The sequence below is a fragment of the Sphingobium jiangsuense genome (assembly GCF_014196495.1).
Taxonomy (GTDB): Bacteria; Pseudomonadota; Alphaproteobacteria; order Sphingomonadales; family Sphingomonadaceae; genus Sphingobium; species Sphingobium jiangsuense.
The window spans coordinates 24,888-44,075 of record NZ_JACIDT010000013.1 but is presented as its reverse complement, the minus strand read 5'-3'; the positions used below and the strand labels follow the sequence as shown (position 1 = coordinate 44,075).

Here is a 19,188-nt window from a genome sequence, read left to right as displayed (position 1 = left end):
TGCCTGTTTGAAGGGGGCATGAGCGACTTTTCCTCCATCGTCATCCTCACCGGCGCAGGCATATCGGCCGAGAGCGGCCTTGCGACCTTTCGCGGGCCGGGAGGCCTGTGGGAAGGGCATCGGGTCGAGGATGTCTGCACGCCGGAGGCGCTGGCGCGCGACCCGGCGCTGGTTCACCGCTTCTATGACGAGCGTCGCGCGACGCTGACCGAGGTGCGGCCCAATTCCGCGCATGAGGCGCTGGCGCGGCTGGAGCGGGAATGGCGCGGCGACTTGCTGCTCGTCACGCAGAATGTCGATGACCTGCACGAGCGCGGCGGCTGCGGCGAGGTGCTGCATATGCATGGCGAGCTGAACTCGGCGCTGTGCGCGGCCTGCGGCGGGCGGCGGGAATGGCGCGGGTCGCTGCCGCCCGGCAGCGCCTGCGCGGAGTGCGGGCAGGCGGCGTTGCGGCCCGACATCGTGTTCTTCGGCGAGATGCCCTATCAGATGGAACGGATCGAGGCGGCGTTGTGGAAGTGCGACCTGTTCCTGTCGATCGGCACATCCGGCGCGGTCTACCCCGCCGCCGGTTTCGTGCGCACCGCCCGCCATGCCGGCGCGCGCACGCTGGAACTCAATCTCGATCCGTCCGAGGGCAGCCTCTTCTTCCACGAAAGCCGCATGGGCCCGGCGAGCGAACTGGTGCCTTCATGGGTGGAGGAAATCCTCGGCAGTTAATCCCGGTCTATCAGGCTGGACAGCTTCGTTTCGCTCATCACCACATAGGCGACCAGCGACAGGCCGATCATCCCGCTGACATACCAGTAGAAGGCGCTTTCCTGCCCCCAGTCCTTGAGCTGGAGCGCGACATATTCCGCGCTGCCGCCGAACAGTGCATTGGCGACCGCATAGGGCAGGGCGACCCCCAGCGCGCGGATATGGGCGGGGAACAGCTCCGCCTTCACCACCGCGTTGATCGAGGTATAGCCGCTCACCGCGACCAGCGAGGCCATCACCAGCGCGAAGGCGGCGGCGCTGCTCTGCGCCTGCTCCAGCGCGCGGAACAGCGGCACCGTGCCGAGCAATCCGGCGAGGCCGAAGCCGATCATCAGCGGGCGGCGACCGATCCGGTCGGACAGCGCGCCGAACAGCGGCTGGGCGAGCATGAACAGGAACAGCGTGCCCGCCATGATCTCGCTCGCCGTCACGCGGGAAAATCCGGCGGAATTGACGAGATATTTCTGCATATAGGTGGTGTAGGTATAGAAGGCGAGCGTGCCGCCCGCGGTCAGCGCCACCACCAGCGCCGCCGCGCCGGGGTGATGGCGCAGCAGCGAAAAGAGGCTGGATTTCGGTACATCGGTGCGTTGCGCGGCCTTCTGGTGATGCTCCGTTTCCAGCAACCGCCGCCGCAGCACGAGGACGATCAGCGCCAGCAGCCCGCCGATGAAGAAGGGAATGCGCCAGCCCCAGCTTTCCAGCGCCGCCTCGCCCAGCAGCCGTTGCAGCACCAGCAGCACGGCGAGCGCGATGAGCTGCCCCATGATCAGCGTCACATATTGGAAGCTCGACCAGAAGCCGCGCCGCTCGCTGCCCGCCATTTCGGAAAGATAGGTCGCGCTCGCCCCATATTCGCCACCGACCGACAGCCCCTGAAGCAGCCGCGCGAGCACCAGCAGGATCGGCGCGCCGACGCCGATGCTGGCATAGGTGGGCGTGCAGGCGATCAGCATCGACCCGCCGCTCATCAGCAGGATCGAGACGGTCAGGCCCGCCTTGCGTCCCTTGCGGTCGGCGTAGATGCCCATCGCCCACGCGCCGATCGGGCGCATCAGGAAGCCGATGGCGAAGATCGCGCCGGTGCTCAGCAACTGGGCGGTCGGGTCCTCGCGCGGGAAGAAGACCGGCGCGAAATAGAGGGCGAAGGCGGCGTAGACATACCAGTCATACCATTCGACCAGATTGCCCGCCGACCCGCCGATGATGGAGAGCAGGCGGGAGCGCGAGGACGGGCGGGCGATGGCGGTCATGGACGACAGGGCCTTTTCACGGCGGGAAGGGTGAGTGGTGCGCCTTGATGGCGGGGACGGCAGTGATTTGTCCAGAGCGGATGCGGGGGGGGGGGGGCCGCCTTCTTCATTCGTCACCCCAGCGCAGGCTGGGGTCGTAGGCCATGTCGCGCGCCGCCTCCCGAGATGCCAGCCTGCGCTGGCATGACGAAAATGGGGAGACGCAAACCCGATCCGGCCATCACCCCGCGCAGCGGCGATAGCGCAGCGCGCCCGGCTGGGCGTCCTCGCCATGGTCACGGCGGACCAGCACGGTGTCGCCCTGTTGCAGGTCCAGCTCCATCTCCCGCGTCCAGCTCATGCCCTCGCCGGTGAAGTCGAAATCGGCATGCAGGCGCGCGGGCGTCCATTCGGTGATGGATTTGAGCGTGCCGCGCGATTCATAAAAGCCCAGCGTCGTGCCGGAAATCACCAGTAGGCCCTTGTTGTCGCTGCGCTTCTCGCAGTCGGCGGGCACCAGCCCCCAGCGGCCCCGCAGCGCCAGCGGGATCTGTTCCCGGCTCTGGTTCTCGTTGGCGATGTCGGGCGCGGCGGGGGTGGCCGCATTGGCCTGCGTGGCGTTGTCCGGCATGTCCTCGCTTGCCGTCCCCACGGCGCGGTTGTCGACGATGGGGGCGGAAAGATTGGTGTCGTTCCCCGCCTCGTCGTCCTTCTGGGAAGAGCAGGCGGTCAGCAGGAAGGCGAGGGCGAAGGCGGATGCGGGAAAGCGATGATTCATGGCGGCTTCGTTCCTTTGTCGCTGGCTTCGTCGCGCTTGTGCCATCATTGCCGTGGCGATGAAACCAGCGTTTGCATGTGGCTTTTGTTCCGGCGGACCCCTGCGCGGCCGGGGCGAAATGCTGAGAACGGGATTGAACATCGGCCCGTCTTGCCTTAACCCACGAGCCGCGGCAGCCATGCCGCTCGATCGGAATGACACGGGATTTTCCCTCAATGAGTTTCAGGACCAAGCCGCGCGCCATTGCCCTTTCCTCAGGCGCCACAGTCAGGGTTCGCGCGGCGGAATATCTTGATTTTCTGGCCGCATGGGTACGCAAGCCGCGACAGACCGCCTCGGTCGTGCCGTCCAGCCGCTTCCTCGCGCGGCTGATGGTGCGCGATATCGATCCCGAGGGCGGAAGGGTGCTCGAACTGGGCGGCGGCACCGGCGTTTTCACCCGCGAGATATTGTCCACCGGCCTGCCGCCCGAAAAGCTGGAGGTGGTGGAGATCAACCCCGCCTTCGCGCGCGGGCTGGAACGGCATTTCCCCGGCGTCGACATCATCCGCCACCGTGCGGAAACCATCAGCGCCCATGTCTCCGGCGAACCGGGCGGGTATCAGCGCGTCATCAGCGGCCTGCCCCTGCTGGCGATGAACCAGGCGACGCAGCGCGCGATATTGGAAGAGGCGCTGAAGCTGCTCGCGCCGGGCGGCGTCTTTGTCCAGTTCACCTATTCGGTGCGCTCGCCGATCAACCAGGCGCTGCTGAACGACATGGGCGTCATCGCGGCACGGGCCGGGCAGACGGTGCGGAATTTCCCGCCCGCGACCGTTTTCCATTACCGCCGGATCGAGGCGGAAGAGGAGCAGGCGGCCTGAAATTTCCGCCCCGTTATGGGACAGGTGCCGACGGGCCGATATTTACTATTTCTTAACCATTGGCGAATTGTTAACCCAAGGGCATGAAGAGACGAGCCCTTGTTCTGACCACGGAATCCGCCCGGCACCCCTTTCGCCGGACGCTTCCGCCGCATGTGCTCGCCGCTTTGCCTGATCTGCGCAGACGCAATGACGAGGATGTGAAGCTCTTCTTCATGAGCTTCGCCGCCTTCTTCATCGCGGCCTACAGCTTCCTGTTCTGACACGGGGCTTGCAGCGGGGAATGGCCGGATCGTGGGGGCGCGATCCGGCCATGTCTGTTTGAGCGGGGGGCTGGTTATGCCGCCGCCGTCAATCGCAGGCGAGGTGCAGCTTCTGCGCTAGCCACGCCGACAGGATCGACATCGCCGCCGCCAGCAGCAACTGGTTGACGACGTTCACGCCAAACGCGCTCATGCCGATGGTGATCGACGCGCCGATCACCATCGCCCCGGAATTGACGATGTTGTTGGCGGCGACCGTGCGCGCGGCCAGCGAGGTGTCGACCGTGGTGGTCAGGAAGGCGTAGAGCGGCACCACGAACATGCCGCCCGCGGTGGCGATGCCCAGCAGCGTCGCCAGCAGCCAATAGGCATGGTCATGATCGATGAAATGAGCAAAGCTCATCAGCTGGCCGGGCGGCAGGCCGCTGTCCCAGAAGCGGCAGACGATGTGGAAGGCAATCACGAACGCGCCCATCGCCAGCACGGAAACCGGCGCGAATTTGGCCGATACCGCGCCGCCCAGCAGGCGGTTGATCGCGATCGACCCGATCGCCACGCCGACCGAAAAGACCGCGAGGAACAGGCTGGCCACCGCCTTGTCTGCGGCCAGCACATTCTTGACCAGCGGCGGGAACTGGATGAACAGCACCGTGCCGATGGTCCAGAACAGGCTGATCGAAACGATCGCGAGGAACAGGCGCCGGATATGCATGGTGCCGCTCACCAGCGCGATGGAGGAGCGGACGATATGGAAATCGAGCTTCACCGGTTCGGCCAGCGGCGGGGCCGGGGGCACCTTGCGCCCGCTGATATAGCCGATGACGGCGACCAGCAGCACGGCGACGGCGGCGGCCTCCACCGAAATCAGCCCGGCGAGGATGGTCCCGGCGAGGATCGCGATATAGGTGCCCGCCTCGACCAGCCCGGTGCCGCCCAGCACTTCGTCCTTCTTCAGATGCTGCGGCAGGATCGCATATTTGATCGGGCCGAAGAAGGTCGAATGGACCCCCATGGCGAAGATCGCCAGCAGCATCAGCGGCACCGCCAGCAGATGGACGGCGAAATCGAACCAGGCGAGCATCAGCCCGATCGCGCCGACGATCATGATGAAGATCTCGGCCAGCTTCACCAGCCGGATGATGCCCGCCTTGTCGCGCTGGTCGGCCAGCTGGCCCGACAGCGCCGACAGCAGGAAGAAGGGCAGGGTGACCAGCCCGGTGGCGATGGCGCTGAACCATGTTTCCGCGTGCGGATCGCTGTAGACGCTGTAGACGACGAACAGCACCACCGCATTTTTGAAGAGATTGTCGTTGAATGCGCCCAGTAACTGGGTGACGAACAGCGGCGCGAACCGGCGCTTCGTCAACAACCGCAGCGAGGCTTTCATGGTCGGTGGCGGATCCCGATCGTTATCGACTGCCCGCCCTCTACAGGCTCGCGGCCGATCTGTCCAATCCCGCGGTCCGATTTCCGCAGAAGGCGCGCAATCGGGCCTCAGGCGCCTGTCCGCGCTTGCCAGCGGGGGGAGGGTGTGGCAGTCGAGGGTGGCCATGCTGACCCTGCCGAATATTCTGACCCTGTCCCGCATATTGGCCGTCCCGCTGCTGGTCGCGCTGCTCTGGCCGGCGGAGCAGGGGCATGAGTGGCGGACCGGCTATGCGCTGGCTTTCCTGCTTTATTGCCTGATGGGCATCACCGATTATTTCGACGGCTATCTGGCCCGCGCGAAAGGAACGGTGTCGCGGCTCGGCATCTTCCTCGATCCGATCGCCGACAAGATCATGGTCGGCGCGGTGATCCTGATGCTGGCGGCGACGCGGGACATCAAGGGCGTGCACATCATCGCCGCGCTGGTGATCCTGCTGCGCGAGATCGCCGTCTCCGGCCTGCGCGAGTTTCTGGCCGGGTTGCAGGTGTCGGTGCCGGTGTCGCGGCTCGCCAAATGGAAGACCGCGTTCCAGCTGATCGCGCTCGGCGCGATGATCCTGGCGGGCGCGCTGCCGGGCTGGCCGATCGTCCAGCTCGTCGGCCTCGCGACGCTGTGGGCGGCGGCGATCCTGACGCTGATAACCGGCTGGGATTATCTGCGCGTCGGCATCAAGCATATGGATTGAGTTATGGCGACGCTGGATATCCTCTATTTCGCATGGGTGCGCGAAGCGATCGGCCGCGACGGCGAGACGGTCGAGCATCCGGGGGCGGAGGCCACCATCGCCGACCTGATCGACAGCCTGGTCCCGCGCGGGCCGGGCTATGCCGAGGCGTTCGCGGACAGGAGCCGCCTGCGCGCCGCGCTCGACCATGCGTTCGTGCCACTGGAAACGCCGCTGGGGAATGCGCATGAACTGGCGCTGTTTCCGCCGGTGACCGGGGGATGATCCACATCCGCATCGGCGAGGAGGGCTTCGACCCGGCCGCCCTGCTGGAACCGCTGGAGCGGCTGGGCGGTGGGGCGGTGGCCAGCTTCACCGGCATCGTGCGCGGCGGGGGCGGCCTCGTCTCGATGCGGCTCGACCATTATCCCGCGATGACGGAGCGGCGCATCGCGCATATCGTGGAGGAAGCACGGGCGCGCTGGCCGCTGCTGGGCGTCACCGTCGTCCACCGCGTCGGGGATTTGCAGCCGGAGGACCGGATCGTGTTCGTCGGCACCGCCTCCATCCATCGCGCCGCCGCGCTGGAAAGCTGCGCCTTCCTGATCGACTGGCTCAAGAGCTCGGCGCCGTTCTGGAAGAAGGAAAGCTTTCTCGACGGCCGCTCGCAGTGGGTCGAGGCGCGGGCCGAAGACGACGCCGCGCGCGACCGCTGGATGAAGAGCTAGCCCTCCTGCTGGGCGAGATGCTGCAATATCTCCGCCAGCATGCGGAATTCCTTCTCGCGCGGGCTGCCCTTGCGCCACACCAGCGCGATTTCCCGCGCCGCATGCTCGGACTGGAGCGGGCGGGCGGCGATGTTGGTATGCTCCAATATGCCGCCCTTGATCGCCATTTCGGGCAGCAGCGTAAGGCCGAGGCCATTGTCCACCATCTGCACCAGCGTGTGCAGGGACGTGCCCATCATCGTCGCCTCGGCGCGCAGTTCCGGGCGGTTGCACGCGGCCAGCGCGTGGTCCTTCAGGCAATGGCCGTCCTCCAGCAGCAGCAGGCGCGTCTCGTCGATCATATCCGGGTCGATGGTGGAGGGCGGGTCGCGCGGATCGTCGCGCGGAAAGGCGACGAAGAGCCTGTCGTCGAACAGATGCGCCTGCTCGACCTCGCCGGTGGCGAAGGGCAGCGCCATCAGCACGCAATCGACATGGCCGTGGCGCAGCGATTCCACCGCCGCCGCGCTGGTTTCCTCGCGCAGGTAGAGCTTCAGTTCCGGCTTTTCGCGGCGCAGATGCGGCAGCAGGCGGGGCAGCAGGAACGGGGCGATGGTGGGGATGACGCTCATCCGCAGGTCGCCCGACAGCGGCTTGCCCGCCGCCTGCGCGATGGCGGCCAATTCCTCCGCCTCCCGCAGCACGCGATAGGCCTTTTCGACGATGCGGTCGCCCAGCTGCGTGAAGCGCACGACGCGGCGCGTCCGCTCCACCAGCGTGGTGCCGATCAGCGTTTCCAGCTCCCTTATCCCGGCGGACAGGGTCGACTGGGTGACGAAGCAGCTTTCGGCGGCGCGCCCGAAATGCCCCTGTTCCTTCAGCGCGATCAGATATTGCAGTTGCTTGAGCGTCGGCAGATAAGCGGACATTGATCGACCCCCTGGATTAATATCATTGATATAATCGCCTGGATCGATTTTTGCAATGTCGGCGGGGCGCGTTTGCAGGTTCCGCTGTCGGGGCGGCGGAGGCGATCAGGATCGGGGAAGGGGAAGGTGCGGGCCGGCGTCAGCGCGCCGGCGCATATTCCGTTACGGTCGTCGTCACCACCGGCGGCGGATAATACCAGCCGTTGACGACCTTTCCGCTGCCGATATAGGCCGGGTCGGGCTCGGTATGCGGTGCTGGCGCGGGGGCCGGAGCGGGCTGGCCGTTGGCGTCGAAGCCGCCTTCATAGGTGCCGCTGTAGGTGGTGCCGTCCGCCCCATACCAGGTGCCGACCCAGCGGCCGCGATAATCCTCCCCCCGGCTGTCATGGGTCAGCTGCTCGTCGCGATAGCCGTCCATCCGATAGTCGAGGCGCGGCGTGGCGGCGCCCTTGTCCTGCGCGAGCGCGGACGGGGCGGTGGCGGTCAGGGGAAGCAGCAGCATGGAAATCAGGGTGGCGCGGCGGCGCATGACAATCCCTCTCGTCTGATCTGCCCGGACAGGTCCGTCTCGCAAGGGGCAGAGGCGCGATATTCTTAACGCCGCATATACCATCCGGGGAAAGGCGGGTCCACCCGGATGGGGCGGGTCCGGTGCTCGGCCTGTCCCGAAATGGCTCGATCGGGACAGCAGGCGCCTCAATCGGGGCGGTACTTGCCCCGGCCCGCCTTGATCGTGGAGCGCGCCTTCTTGGCCTCGATCCGCCGCGCCTTGGACGCCTTGCTGGGCCGGGTCGCGATGCGGCGTTCCTCCCGTTCATGCGCCTTGGCGAGCATCGCGACGAAGCGGTTGCGCGCATCCTCGCGATTGGCCTCCTGCGTGCGGAAGCGCTGCGCCTGAATGACGATGACGCCCTCGCTGTTGAGGCGCGATCCTGCCAGCTCCTTGAGTTTGCGGAAGACATGCACGGGCAGGCCGAGGCGGAAGATGTCGACGCGCAGTTGCACCGCCGTCGCCACCTTGTTGACATTCTGCCCGCCGGGGCCGCCCGCCGTTACGAAGCGCTCCTCCAGCGCTTCGGCCGGGATGGTGTAGAGGTCGGGATCAAAGCCCGGCATCGGTCAGCGTCGTTTCAGTAAAGCCCGCCGCGTGGAAGCGGTCGGGCAGCGGGGCCTTGCCCTCCACCGGCGGCTTGCCCTTGCGCGGGATGGAGAGCGAGCGCGCATGGAGCAGCATCGCCGCGCCCGGTTCCAGAGGCGGCGTGCCGTAGACGGGATCGCCGATGATGCCGAGCCGCAGCCCCTCGGCCAGATGGACGCGGATCTGGTGGGTGCGGCCGGTTTCCGGGAAGCAGGCGATCAGCGAGCGCTCCCCCTCCGGCGCGGCGACCGTCGCGACCAGCCGCCAGCGGGTGAGGGCGGGCTTGCCCTTGGGGCTGCCCACCATGCGCCAGCCGCGCTCGGCACTGCTGATCTTGGTGAGCGGCAGGTCGATGATCCCTTCCTGTGCGGGCGGCGTTCCGGCAACGGCCGCGACATAGGTTTTTGACACCTCGCCCGCCTCGAACGCGGCGGCGAAGCGCTTGTGCGCCTTGGGGTTGCGCGCCAGCAGCAGGCAGCCGCTGGTGTCGCGGTCCAGCCGATGGACGGCCAGCGGCCAGCGCTGGAAGCCGAAGGTCAGCGAAGCGAGATGGTTTTCGAGGCTGAGCGACCCGTCGCGCGGCGGATCGACCGGCAGGCCCGACGGCTTGTCGAGCAGGATCGCCTCGCCATCCATGAAGAGTATGCGCTGGGCAAGCGGGGACATGGTGGACATGGGCGTGGCAGCTACCTGTGCAGGCGCGGGCGGAATGCGGCACGGCACCGCCCGGCGCGGGATTGACGTTATCGCGCGATGCTATAGGCGGATTGCATGACGGGGCAAGCCACGGATGTGAAAGAGCGCGCGGCGATGCGGAACGATCCGTGCCGGCTCGACTGGGTCGACGCGGCCAAGGGGCTGGGCATCGTGCTGGTGGTGGCGGGGCATGTGTGGACGCGCGGCGCCGTGCGCGACGCGATCTACGCCTTTCACATGCCGCTCTTCTTCCTGCTGGCCGGATATTGTGCCCGCCCGCGCCCGATGGGGGAGTTCGCGGGGCGGCAATGGCATACGATGGCGGCGCCCTATGCCGCTTTCCTGCTGGCGCTGGTGCTGCTGGATCAGGCGATAGAGCATGCGCGCGGCCATTTGCCGCTGTTCCGCACATGGGGGTCGGCCGCCTGGGCGATGCTGCTGGGCGGGTCGGAGCTGAAGGGGCCGCTGACGATCTTCTGGTTCGTGCCCTGCCTCTTTTTCGCGCGGATGGCGCAGAACGCGCTGGCCCGCCTCTGGCCCGACCCCCGCGACTGGAAATGGGGCGCTGCCATGGCCGTCGCGCTGGCAGGCGGCCTGTGGATCGGGGCGCGGAGCGATTTTTCCCCGCTGGGCCTGCTGGCCGTGCCGGTGGCGCTGGTGCTGCTGTGGCTTGGCGCGCTTTGGCGCCGCATCGGCGGGGAAGGGGCGCTGATGCTCGCGGGGCTGGGGCTGAGCCTGCTCGCGCTGCTGCTGTGGAAGCCGGTGCCGCTCAACATGAAGGTGGGGGATTACGGCATCCCTCTCGTTTCGCTGGCGCTGGCGGTGGCGATGTCGCTGGGGCTGTGCGCCATCGCGCGGGCGCTGGCGGGGTGGCGTGTGCTTCCCTTTCTGGGACGGCGCTCGCTTACCATCATGTACTGCCATGTCGCGGTCATTCATTATTGCGCGCCTTATATGGGCAAGGCGGCGCTGCTGGCGCTGGCGGTCATCGTGCCGTTGATCGTGCATGAGGCGCTGGCCCGCACCGGCTGGGGCAGGCGCTATTTTCTGGGAATGCGCGGCGGCAAAGGGGCCAAATCTGCCCCAAATTGAACCAGGGCAATAAAAAATGTTCGGTGTCAAGTATTTTCAAGGCATCCCATTTGGCCTGAAACCTTATACGAGACAGCAAGTTAGCTCTGTATCGTGCCACCCGATGGCACCTCGGCGGTGTGGGCTAGGTGCCACATGAGAGCGTTGGGAGAGAAAGCCGGATCGCGCTACATCGGACACGGAGTGCAGCGTCGGCAACCGACCTGAACTCCCATATTACCGGCTTCCCAAACGAAGAACGCACGGCCTGGAGCCGCGCGTTCTTCATTAAATCTATGTCGGAGCATCGTCATCCTGACTTCGGGGTGGCGACGGCCTTGGCCTTGCCACCCCGCTTGAATCCCCGATCCCCCGCCATGAAGGCTTCGAGCATGTGCGGGATCAGCGTGGCCGCATCGACCGCTTCGCCATAGGTCTGCGCATGAAGAGCGGCGTACCGGTCTAGATCCATTTTCAGGCTGGCTGGACAAGCGAATGTCAGCTTGGTGCTGCTGGTCGATGGCAGCGGCCCAAGCCGGAGTTTTCTGGCCATGTTCATCGGGCACCTCCACGCTGAAGAAAGAGCGGCTGGTAAGGTCGAACCTGTAAATCCCTTGCCACGATGATCCGCACCGGCAACCCCGGCCGCGCTGTCAGCGTCGGCTGGATGTTCATGTTGCGCCGGGTCATCTCCTGCCCCACTTGGTTCACACTGTCCTGCAGACCATCGCGCCCGGCAATGACGATGCGGTTGCCGTTCTGCCGATTCTCCGGCGCGGCCAACTCGGCGCCGATACCCAGCAGCGTGGTCAGCGCCGCCCCGGCAAAGATGCGGCCCCAATGCTGATCCACTTCATCCTCCAACCCTGCGTAGCCCGCAGGATCGGTGCCGACAAGGTTGTCGAGCGTCAGCGAGGATGTGTCTGGCAAGATGATCCGGTTCCACACCATCTGCACCCGGCTCTGCCCGAAGCTCACCTGGCTGTTGTATTTGCCCAAAATGCGCGAGCCCTGCGGAATCAGCAGGAACCTGCCCGTAGCCGTGTCATAGACCGGCTCCGTCACCGTGGCGATCACATCGCCCGGCAGGTCGGACTTGATGCCTGTGACCAGCGCCGCTGCGATCACCGTCCCGGCCATCACCTGGTACGGCGAGGCTGGCATTTGGAGATTGCCGGAATTGCGAGTCTCCTTGGAGCCGCCTTTCAGGAACGCCTCTTTCTGGTCTTGCCGGTTCTGCACGGTGGTGGGATCACTGGGCTGGGCCGCCGTCGAGGCCGGACCGGCCGCCAGCGGATCGAACCCTGCCAAGGCGTTGGCCATGCCGGGTGCTCCGGGCGCCGCCTGCGCGACAGCGCCAGCGGCTTGGCCCGGCTTTCCCGAGCGGAAGAACACCGCCGAAGCCGCCGCCGCTTCGGCCTCCTTGCGCAAGGCGTCGTTGGGATCATGTCCCGGCGGCATGTAGGTGGGCTGCTGCGCCGCCACGATGGCCGGCCCCAGGTCGCCCGGCAGCGGCGGCCCCAGCTCGGGCGCCTTCGGCAGTTTCGAGTAATCGGACGGCAACCCATCCAGCCCTTCGGACTTTGAGACCCGATCCACGTTGTACAGCTCGTTCTGCCAGCCTGCGCCGCGCCGGTGCGGCTGCAGGGCCCAGATCGTGGCCCCGAGCACGGCGACCGACAGGCCGCCGGTGAGCATGGCCAGCGTGCGCCGGTTCAGGCGCGTGACCGGGCGCGGCTGGGCGCGCAACGCCATCGCTTCGGGCGCCGCCTTGCCCCCCTGAGAAGTGGCATGGTCGGGGGTGTTGTCTTGGCTCATGCTCAATTCCTCCGTGCCACGCCATCGGTGCGCTCAATTCGCACCACGGCGCCCTTATCGCCACCCAGGCGCAGCTCGGCCGCACCAAACAGCCGATCCACGATGTAGTACGGCGAGCGGAAGCGGTAGTTCACCAGTTGTCCGTCGCCTTGCGCGCCGATCACGAACATTGGCGGTAGCTCGCCTTGAGCGATGCCCGCCGGAAACTGGATATAGACCTTCTCGCCATCGTCAAAGGCCCGCAACGGCTTCCACGGCGGATTGCTGCCGCTGACCGCGTAGCGGAAACGGATCTTCTCCAGCGACAGCCCGGCATCGACCGGCGCGGCGGCGCTGGCCGCTTGTGCCTGGCGCTGCAGGGCCAGCATCCTGTCCTTGGGGTATTCCCAGGACACCGAAGCCATCCATGTCTTCTCGGTCGAAGTCAGTTCTAGCAGGTAGGTGCGCCGACTGGTCGTGATGACCAAATTGGTCTTGAGGCCCGAGCGGATGGGCTTGACCATCACATTGACGCGCAGCGCATCGCCGCTGCCGCTCGATGTGTCGCCCACGATCCAGCGCACCGTGTCACCGGCAGCCACCGTCACCAGTTCCTCGCCCGGCTGGAGCGCGATCACGGTCACGCGACCCACGGCCGCATAGACCTGGTACAGCGCGCCATCAGTGAACGGCCAGACCTGGATGGCGTTCACATAGCCCTCGCGTGTGGGCGCAACACGGGCCTCCGTGTTCGCACGGGTCACGCGCACCTTCTCGTCGGGCGATTCCAGTGTGGCCTTGGCATCACCGGCCAGCGGCTTCATCTGTCCAGGCAGTGCCAGCACCTCGGGCACGGTCACGACCTCCACGGGCTTCGGCGCCTCGGGCAGCGGCTGGGCCTGCACCGGCCCATCCAACGAGATGGATGGCGGCGGAGTCCCCTGCGTGGCGCAGCCCGAGAACAAAACGGTGGATGCCAGTAGGATCACAGGCAAGGCGGGTTTACGGAAATGTCCATTCATGGTTTTGCTCCTTCGTTTCCTTCCAGCTCGCGGCTCCACGCCAGCCCGTTGACGTAGATACCCAGCGGGTTCTTGCGCACGCGCTGCTCCGTGCGCGGGGTCTGCAGCACCGTGGAGATCACCGCGTTCCAGCGCTCGGTGCGATCCAGCGCGCCGTTGACGAAGCGCGTCTCGGTCCAGCGCACGTTGAAGGACTGGTCGCTGGCGCGGGTCACGCTGGACACCTGCACCGTCACCGACTCCTTGCCGATGCGCGAGAACGGATCAGCCACCCGCGCGTACTCATTGAGCACCACGGCGCCCTTGTCCGTGGTGTAGTCATAGGCATCGAGCCAGTTCTGCCGCACCACGATGGGGTCGATGGACAGCGAGCGCACCAGGCCGATGAAGCGGCCCAGGTGGTAAGCAATCTGCGCATCGCTGGGCTGGTACGGCGTGGCGGCTTCGCCGACAGCGCGCACCTGGCCCGCGTTGTCCACCTCGATCACGTAGGGCGTGACGATGGACTGCGCCGAGCGCCAGACCAGGCCGCCGGCCATCAGCACCGCCAGCGTGAGGCAGCCGAAGGCCATAAGCCGCCAGTTCTTCGCCTGCACGCGGGCCGAGCCGATGCGGTCGTCCCAGACCTGGGCGGCGGATTGGTACGGGGTGGCAGGCTGCGGCGTATCGGCGTAGCGCACCTGCGGTCGTTTGAATCGCATGGGAGTTCTCCTTATGAATCGGAATCACGAAGGCTTGGCCCCTGGCTGGAGCTGCCGCCGTCGCCGCCGCGCAGCGTGTGGGCGGCCGTGGTCGCGGCATGGGTGAGCTGCTGCCTGCGGTGCAGGCGCTTGGCCCAGGCAGGCTGTTCGTTGGATGGAGGCGCATCTGCGGCATCAGCGCCAGATGCCGGCGCCTCATCCGGCCGGAAGGCCGCTGCCACGCGCTCCTTCATCGAGCGTGCGCCGTCGGCTACCTTTTGCCCGGCGGTCTTGGCCACGTTGCCCGCGCCAGCGGCAGCGCCTTGGATGCCACTGCCTGCGGCCGTAGAGCCAGCATCGAAAGCCGCCTTGGCGCCGCGCGCGCCGCCGGCCGCAAGGCGGGCTGCACCAGGTGCCATCCGCGCCCCTGCAGCCACGGCGCTGCCGACGCCAGCAGCCGCAGCCCCGACGCCAATGGCAGCGCCTGCGGCCCCCAGCGTTGCTCCGGCCATCGCACCGGCTCCAAGCTGTGGCCCGCCGGACACCAGCCCGGTGGCAATGCCCGGCCCGAAGATGCCCAGGGCCAGCATGGACAGCGAAGCCAGCATGATGACCAGCGCCTGGTCGATGGAGGGCTCGGCACCTGCGGGAATCCTGAACTCGGCAAACAGCCCGGTGCCGATCCCCACGATGACCGCGAGCACCAGCACCTTGATGCCCGAAGACACCACATTGCCCAGCACCTTCTCGGCCAGGAACGCCGTCTTGTTCCAGAGGGCGAACGGCACCAACACGAAGCCCGCGAGCGTGGTCAGCTTGAACTCGATCAGCGTCACGAAGAGCTGCACCGCCAGCACGAAGAAGCACAGGAGGACGATGCCCCACGCGAGGAACAGCACCACGATGGAGGTGATGTTGACGAACACCTCCGGGAAGCCCGCCATCTGCTTGATCTGCTCCAGGATGGGGGCCGCCGCGTCGATGCCGGTCTTGGCCAGCCGCCCCGGCTGCAGGAAGTTGCCCATGCTCACGCTGGAACCGCTGGCCGTCAGGCCCAGCCCCGCGAAAGAGCGAAACACCACGCCCGCGAGCATGTTGAAGTTGCCGATGATGTAGGCGAAGGCGCCCACATAGAGCACCTTGCGGATCAGCTTGGCGATCACGTCCTCGCCCTGGCCGCTGGCATGGCCCATCGCCCAGAACAGTCCGGCGAGCGTCATGTCGATGACGATCAGCGTGGCTGTCAGAAACGCCACCTCGCCCTGCAGCAGCCCAAAGCCCGAGTCGATGTAGCGCGAGAAAACATCGAGAAAGCGGTCGATGACCGATACGTCGTTCATGGCCCGGCCCCGTCAGCGGTTGTAGAAATCGACGGGGTGCTGCGTGTATGGCGTTCCAGAGCCCAGAAAGCGCCGCGTGATTTCGCGCCCGCGCTCCGTGGCCGCGGCCTGCCGCGCCTGCTCCAGCGATACGGCGCGATCCTGCGTGAGCTGCAAGCGTTGCGTCTGGATCGACTGCTTGGCCTGCAGGGCCAGCAACTGGTTCATGGCCTGCATCGCTTGCAGCGCGCCCACGGCCGATTGGCTCTTACCCACGAGGTCAGCCAGCACGGCCTCGTCATCCTTGAGGTTCTGCGAGGCCTGGGCCTGCATCTGCATCGCGGTCTGCAGGCTGGTGAGCGTGTTCTTCCAGCGTTCCTGCGTGTCCCGGTACATCTGGTCGCCGCTCACGGTGGCAGCGTACTGCTCGGGATACAGGCGCTTGAACTCCTTGTCCATGTTCGTCACGTCGTAGGCCAGGCCCTTGGCCTGGTCGATCAGCCGCTGGGTCAACGCCAGGTTGGCGCGCAACTGACCGACCACGCTGGATGGCAAGCTCGCCAGGTTGCGCGCCTGGTTCTCCAACATCTTGGCCTCGTTCTGCAACTGCTTGATCTGGTTGTAGAGCTGCTGCAGCGTCTGGATGGCCGTCAGCATGTTCTGCACGAAGTTGGACGGATCGAACACGATGAGGGCCGCCGCGGGCTGGGCGAACATCAGGGAGCCGGTCAGGACGGCGGCGATTGCGGCGGGAAGGATGCGGGTTTTCATGGTGAGTTCTCCTGCGGGTGGGAAGGAAACGAGGACAGCAGTTCGGCGGCCCAATGCAGGCCGCGATGGCGCAGCCAGGTGGCCGCGAACGGGGTGGAAGCGGAAGATGTGGAGGTGGTGGCGGCAGCGAGCACCGCGTCGATGTCGCGCTGGTCTTGCGGCGTGGACGCACCCGCGAAGGCCAAGGTCGCGGCGCCCAGGTCGAGGTCGAACAGGCGATTGCCGAGACGCGACTGGTAGTAGTAGTCCCGCTTGGGCTGTGCAGTCGCCACGATCTCGATCTGGCGGCTGTTGAGCCCGAAGCCTTCGTAGATCGTGCGAATCTGCGGCTCGGTCGCCTGCGGGTTGGGCAGGAAGATGCGGCTCGCGCAGCTCTCGATGATGGCCGGCGCGATGCTCGAATCCTTGATGTCCGCCAGGCTCTGCGTGGCAAAGATGACGCTGACGTTCTTCTTCCTGAGCGTCTTGAGCCACTGGCGGATGTGCGCCGCAAACACCGGGTCATCGAGAAACAGCCACGCTTCGTCGAGGATCAGCAGCGTCGGCGCACCGTCAAAGCGTTCATCGAAGCGCGCAAAGAGGTAATGCAGCACGGCCATGACAGCGGCCTTGCTGTGCATCAGTTCCTCCATCTCGAAGCACTGCACGGAACCAGCGCCCAGGCGATCCGAATCCGCATCCAGCAACTTGCCGTGTGCGCCACCTAGCACATAGGGCGCCAGCGCTTGCCGCAGTGCGTTCGATTGCAGCAAGACGGAAAGCCCGGTCATCGTGCGCTGCTCCAGCGGAGCACCGGCGAGACTGCCGAGTGCCGACCAGATGGCCACCTTCTCGTCGGGGCCGACCGCGACACCCTCATGCCGCAAGCGGCCTTCGAGCCATTCGGCCGCCCAGGTGCGATAGCCCTCGCGGTCGATGCGGGCGAGCGGCTGGAAGGCAATTTCTCCATCCGTGCCCAGGTCGTAGTGCTCGCCGCCCAGGCCCAGGATGGTGGCGCGCATCGAGCGCCCCATGTCGAAGGCGAAGATGCGCGAGCCGCGATAACGACGGAACTGCATCGCCAAGGTGGCGAGCAAGACCGACTTGCCCATGCCCGTGGGGCCGGCCACCAAGGTATGGCCCACGTCGCCAATGTGCGTCACCAGCCGGAACGGCGTTGCCCCCTCGGTGCGCGTGACGATCAGCGGCGGGCCGTCGAGGTGGTCGTTCTTCTCCGGCCCGGCCCATACGGCGGACACCGGCATCAGATGTGCCAGATTCAGCGTCGAGATGATGGGCTGGCGCACGTTCGCGTAGGCGTGCCCCGGAATCGACGATAGCCAGGCATCCACGGCATTGAGCGTTTCGGGGATCGTCACAAAGCCGCGCCCCTGGATGACGCGTTCCACCATGCGCAGCTTCTCATCGGCCTTCGCCGGGTCGGCATCGAGCACCGTCACCGTGGTGGTGACATAGCCGAAGGCCACTTGGTCGCTGCCCAGCTCCTGCAACGCCGCATCGGCATCCGCCGATTTTTTGCTCGCGTCGGTATCGACCAGCGGGGTTTCCTGCTGGAAGATGGTTTCGCGCAGCAATGCGATGACGTTCTTGCGCTTGGCGAACCATTGGCGGCGCAGGCGGGAAAGCTCCTTTTCCGCATCGGCTTTGTCGAGGCACAGGAACCGGGTTGACCAGCGATACGCAAAGCCGAGGCGGTTGAGGTCATCCAGAATCCCCGGCCAGGTCGAGGTCGGGAAGCCGCGCACCGTCGCCACGCGCAGGTGCTGATCGCCCAGCATGGGCGCCAGCCCGCCAATGAGCGCGGAATCGGCCAGCAGCGCATCGAGATGGAATGGCACTTCCGGCACACCGACGCGATAGCACCGCGTGGAGATGGTCGAGTGCAGGTAGGTCAGCGTCTGGCTGTCATCGAGCCACGCGATCTCCGGCATCACGCCATCGAGCAGGTCAAAGATGCGATCCGTTTCCGCGACGAAGGCCGTCAGGCGCTCGCGCCAGTCCACGCCTTCGGTCGGACGGTTCTCGTAGAGCAGGCCCGCCGCGCGGGCGCGTGCCTCCTCGGGCGGCAGATACATCAGCGTCAGGTGGTAGCCGCTCTCGAAGTGGTTGCCCGAGTCCTGGAAGGCGGCGCGGCGTTCCTCGTCTACCAGCCACGACAGCGGCTCGGGAAACTCCGAGTGCGGGTAGTTGGCGGCGGGCCGGCGCTCGGCTTCGATGAACAAGGCCCAGCCCGAACCCAGCCTGCGCAACGCGTTGTTCAATCGTGCTGACGTAGAGATCAGCTCGCCCTGCGTGGCACTGTCGAGGTCGGGGCCACGAAAGCGCGCCGTGCGCTGGAACGAGCCATCCTTGTTCAGCACGACGCCCGGCGCAACCAGCCCGGCCCAGGGCAGCCAGTCGGCCAGCAATGCGGGCCGCTGGCGGTATTCGGCAAGGTTCAGCATGGCATTCCCCTCACACGTCCAGCAGCGGCCGGTGCTTGATGTGGCGGGCGAAGACCTGCATGAACTGCGGATCGACGCGCGCGCCCCAAAACCGCCAGCGCATGACCGACGATCCAGAGCACCACGCCGGGAATCCACATCTGCAAGCCCAGGCCCACGGCAGCGGCCAAGGTGCCGTTGGTGATGGCCACGGTGCGCGGAGCGCCGCCCATCAAAATCGGCTCGGTCAGCGAGCGATGCAGCGGCACCTCAAAGCCGGGAGCGAAGCCCTGCACGCCATCGTGGGCCGCGTTCATACGACGGCCCCGCCCGAGAAGCTGAAGAACGACAGGAAGAACGAGGACGCGGCAAACGCGATCGACAGACCGAAGACGATCTGGATCAGCTTGCGGAACCCGCCCGAGGTATCGCCGAAGGCCAGCGCCAGGCCCGTGGCGATGATGATGATGACCGCGATGATCCGGGCCACCGGCCCCTGGATGGATTCGAGGATGGATTGCAGCGGCCCTTCCCAGGGCATCGAGGAACCCGCGGCCTGGGCGGTGCCCGCAAGCAGCAGCATCAGCGCCGCGAGCATCAAGCCTTGCATGGCCGGGCGAGCCAGGTTATCCAGCCGCGCGGGCCGG

General features: G+C 66.4%; 21 protein-coding genes and 1 pseudogene. 6 read left to right on the top strand and 16 right to left on the bottom strand.

Annotated elements, in window-relative coordinates:
- Positions 1-18: 18 nt before the first annotated feature.
- On the top strand, positions 19-720 hold the full coding sequence (locus tag GGR43_RS16440; protein ID WP_188073058.1) for an NAD-dependent deacylase: 702 nt from the start codon (positions 19-21) through the stop codon (positions 718-720).
- Here the strand turns inward: GGR43_RS16440 and GGR43_RS16435 are convergent.
- Together GGR43_RS16435 and GGR43_RS16430 are read right to left on the bottom strand one after the other, a co-directional pair.
- Positions 717-2,012 (bottom strand): MFS transporter, encoded by a 1,296-nt coding sequence (locus tag GGR43_RS16435; RefSeq protein ID WP_188073057.1) that lies wholly within the window; start codon positions 2,010-2,012, stop codon positions 717-719. The two genes, GGR43_RS16440 and GGR43_RS16435, sit on opposite strands and share 4 nt — an antisense overlap.
- Positions 2,013-2,232: 220 nt before the next feature.
- Positions 2,233-2,769: a fimbrillin family protein gene (locus GGR43_RS16430; RefSeq protein WP_188073056.1), complete on the bottom strand. Its 537-nt coding sequence runs from the start codon at positions 2,767-2,769 to the stop codon at positions 2,233-2,235.
- Between the two features lie 215 nt (positions 2,770-2,984).
- Between GGR43_RS16430 and GGR43_RS16425 the strand changes: the two genes are divergently transcribed.
- The gene (locus tag GGR43_RS16425) at positions 2,985-3,632 is read left to right on the top strand and encodes a class I SAM-dependent methyltransferase (protein WP_188073055.1); all 648 of its coding nucleotides are present in this window, start codon (positions 2,985-2,987) and stop codon (positions 3,630-3,632) included.
- A 351-nt stretch (positions 3,633-3,983) separates the two neighbouring features.
- On the opposite strand, the gene GGR43_RS16415 is transcribed toward GGR43_RS16425, so the two are convergent.
- Positions 3,984-5,282: an MFS transporter gene (locus tag GGR43_RS16415; protein WP_188073053.1), complete on the bottom strand. Its 1,299-nt coding sequence runs from the start codon at positions 5,280-5,282 to the stop codon at positions 3,984-3,986.
- Positions 5,283-5,445: 163 nt separating this feature from the next.
- Between GGR43_RS16415 and pgsA the strand changes: the two genes are divergently transcribed.
- The 3 genes from pgsA to GGR43_RS16400 are packed head-to-tail and all read left to right on the top strand — an operon-like array spanning position 5,446 to position 6,716.
- Positions 5,446-6,009 (top strand): CDP-diacylglycerol--glycerol-3-phosphate 3-phosphatidyltransferase, encoded by a 564-nt coding sequence (gene pgsA, locus GGR43_RS16410; RefSeq protein WP_188073052.1) that lies wholly within the window; start codon positions 5,446-5,448, stop codon positions 6,007-6,009.
- 3 nt (positions 6,010-6,012) lie between these two features.
- Positions 6,013-6,273: a MoaD/ThiS family protein gene (locus tag GGR43_RS16405; RefSeq protein WP_188073051.1), complete on the top strand. Its 261-nt coding sequence runs from the start codon at positions 6,013-6,015 to the stop codon at positions 6,271-6,273.
- Positions 6,270-6,716 carry a molybdenum cofactor biosynthesis protein MoaE gene (locus tag GGR43_RS16400; protein WP_188073050.1) on the top strand — a complete coding sequence of 149 codons (447 nt, stop codon included), beginning with the start codon at positions 6,270-6,272 and terminating at the stop codon, positions 6,714-6,716. The genes GGR43_RS16405 and GGR43_RS16400 overlap by 4 nt, the downstream gene beginning before the upstream one ends.
- Here GGR43_RS16400 and GGR43_RS16395 read toward each other — a convergent pair.
- The 4 genes from GGR43_RS16395 to GGR43_RS16380 all read right to left on the bottom strand — a co-directional run bounded on the left by GGR43_RS16395 (position 6,713) and on the right by GGR43_RS16380 (position 9,428).
- Positions 6,713-7,624: a hydrogen peroxide-inducible genes activator gene (locus GGR43_RS16395; RefSeq protein WP_188073049.1), complete on the bottom strand. Its 912-nt coding sequence runs from the start codon at positions 7,622-7,624 to the stop codon at positions 6,713-6,715. The genes GGR43_RS16400 and GGR43_RS16395 overlap by 4 nt on opposite strands.
- 139 nt (positions 7,625-7,763) lie before the next feature.
- Complete coding sequence (locus tag GGR43_RS16390; protein WP_188073048.1) at positions 7,764-8,153, bottom strand: hypothetical protein; 390 nt, start codon at positions 8,151-8,153, stop codon at positions 7,764-7,766.
- Positions 8,154-8,320: 167 nt separating this feature from the next.
- Positions 8,321-8,740 (bottom strand): alternative ribosome rescue aminoacyl-tRNA hydrolase ArfB, encoded by a 420-nt coding sequence (arfB, locus tag GGR43_RS16385; protein ID WP_188073047.1) that lies wholly within the window; start codon positions 8,738-8,740, stop codon positions 8,321-8,323.
- The gene (locus GGR43_RS16380; RefSeq protein ID WP_188073116.1) at positions 8,727-9,428 is read right to left on the bottom strand and encodes an RluA family pseudouridine synthase; all 702 of its coding nucleotides are present in this window, start codon (positions 9,426-9,428) and stop codon (positions 8,727-8,729) included. Before GGR43_RS16380 ends, arfB begins: the two co-directional genes overlap by 14 nt.
- Before the next feature lie 105 nt (positions 9,429-9,533).
- Here GGR43_RS16380 and GGR43_RS16375 point away from each other — a divergent pair, with 105 nt between their 5' ends.
- A complete protein-coding gene (locus tag GGR43_RS16375; RefSeq protein ID WP_188073046.1) occupies positions 9,534-10,550 on the top strand; it encodes an acyltransferase family protein in 1,017 nt (338 codons plus the stop codon).
- 289 nt (positions 10,551-10,839) lie between these two features.
- Here the strand turns inward: GGR43_RS16375 and GGR43_RS16370 are convergent, their stop codons facing one another.
- The 9 genes and pseudogenes from GGR43_RS16370 to GGR43_RS16330 form a co-directional block, all read right to left on the bottom strand.
- The gene (locus tag GGR43_RS16370; protein ID WP_008642645.1) at positions 10,840-11,088 is read right to left on the bottom strand and encodes a DUF2274 domain-containing protein; all 249 of its coding nucleotides are present in this window, start codon (positions 11,086-11,088) and stop codon (positions 10,840-10,842) included.
- The gene (locus tag GGR43_RS16365; protein WP_034201268.1) at positions 11,085-12,347 is read right to left on the bottom strand and encodes a TraB/TrbI/VirB10 family type IV secretion system protein; all 1,263 of its coding nucleotides are present in this window, start codon (positions 12,345-12,347) and stop codon (positions 11,085-11,087) included. The genes GGR43_RS16370 and GGR43_RS16365 overlap by 4 nt, the downstream gene beginning before the upstream one ends.
- A gap of 2 nt (positions 12,348-12,349) precedes the next feature.
- Entirely contained in the window at positions 12,350-13,348 is a 999-nt protein-coding gene (gene trbG / locus GGR43_RS16360) for a P-type conjugative transfer protein TrbG (RefSeq protein ID WP_008640770.1), read from the bottom strand.
- Positions 13,345-14,049, bottom strand: a complete 705-nt coding sequence (gene trbF / locus GGR43_RS16355) for a conjugal transfer protein TrbF (RefSeq protein WP_008640769.1) — start codon at positions 14,047-14,049, stop codon at positions 13,345-13,347. Before trbF ends, trbG begins: the two co-directional genes overlap by 4 nt.
- Positions 14,050-14,060: 11 nt before the next feature.
- Entirely contained in the window at positions 14,061-15,368 is a 1,308-nt protein-coding gene (trbL, locus tag GGR43_RS16350; RefSeq protein ID WP_034201269.1) for a P-type conjugative transfer protein TrbL, read from the bottom strand.
- Between the two features lie 12 nt (positions 15,369-15,380).
- On the bottom strand, positions 15,381-16,118 hold the full coding sequence (gene trbJ / locus GGR43_RS16345; RefSeq protein ID WP_188073045.1) for a P-type conjugative transfer protein TrbJ: 738 nt from the start codon (positions 16,116-16,118) through the stop codon (positions 15,381-15,383).
- A complete protein-coding gene (gene trbE / locus GGR43_RS16340) occupies positions 16,115-18,562 on the bottom strand; it encodes a conjugal transfer protein TrbE (RefSeq protein ID WP_008642621.1) in 2,448 nt (815 codons plus the stop codon). Before trbE ends, trbJ begins: the two co-directional genes overlap by 4 nt.
- A 10-nt stretch (positions 18,563-18,572) precedes the next feature.
- A pseudogene (locus tag GGR43_RS16335) lies at positions 18,573-18,858 on the bottom strand (VirB3 family type IV secretion system protein).
- Entirely contained in the window at positions 18,855-19,151 is a 297-nt protein-coding gene (locus tag GGR43_RS16330; protein ID WP_015014587.1) for a TrbC/VirB2 family type IV secretion system protein, read from the bottom strand. Before GGR43_RS16330 ends, GGR43_RS16335 begins: the two are co-directional and overlap by 4 nt.
- Positions 19,152-19,188: the final 37 nt, after the last annotated feature.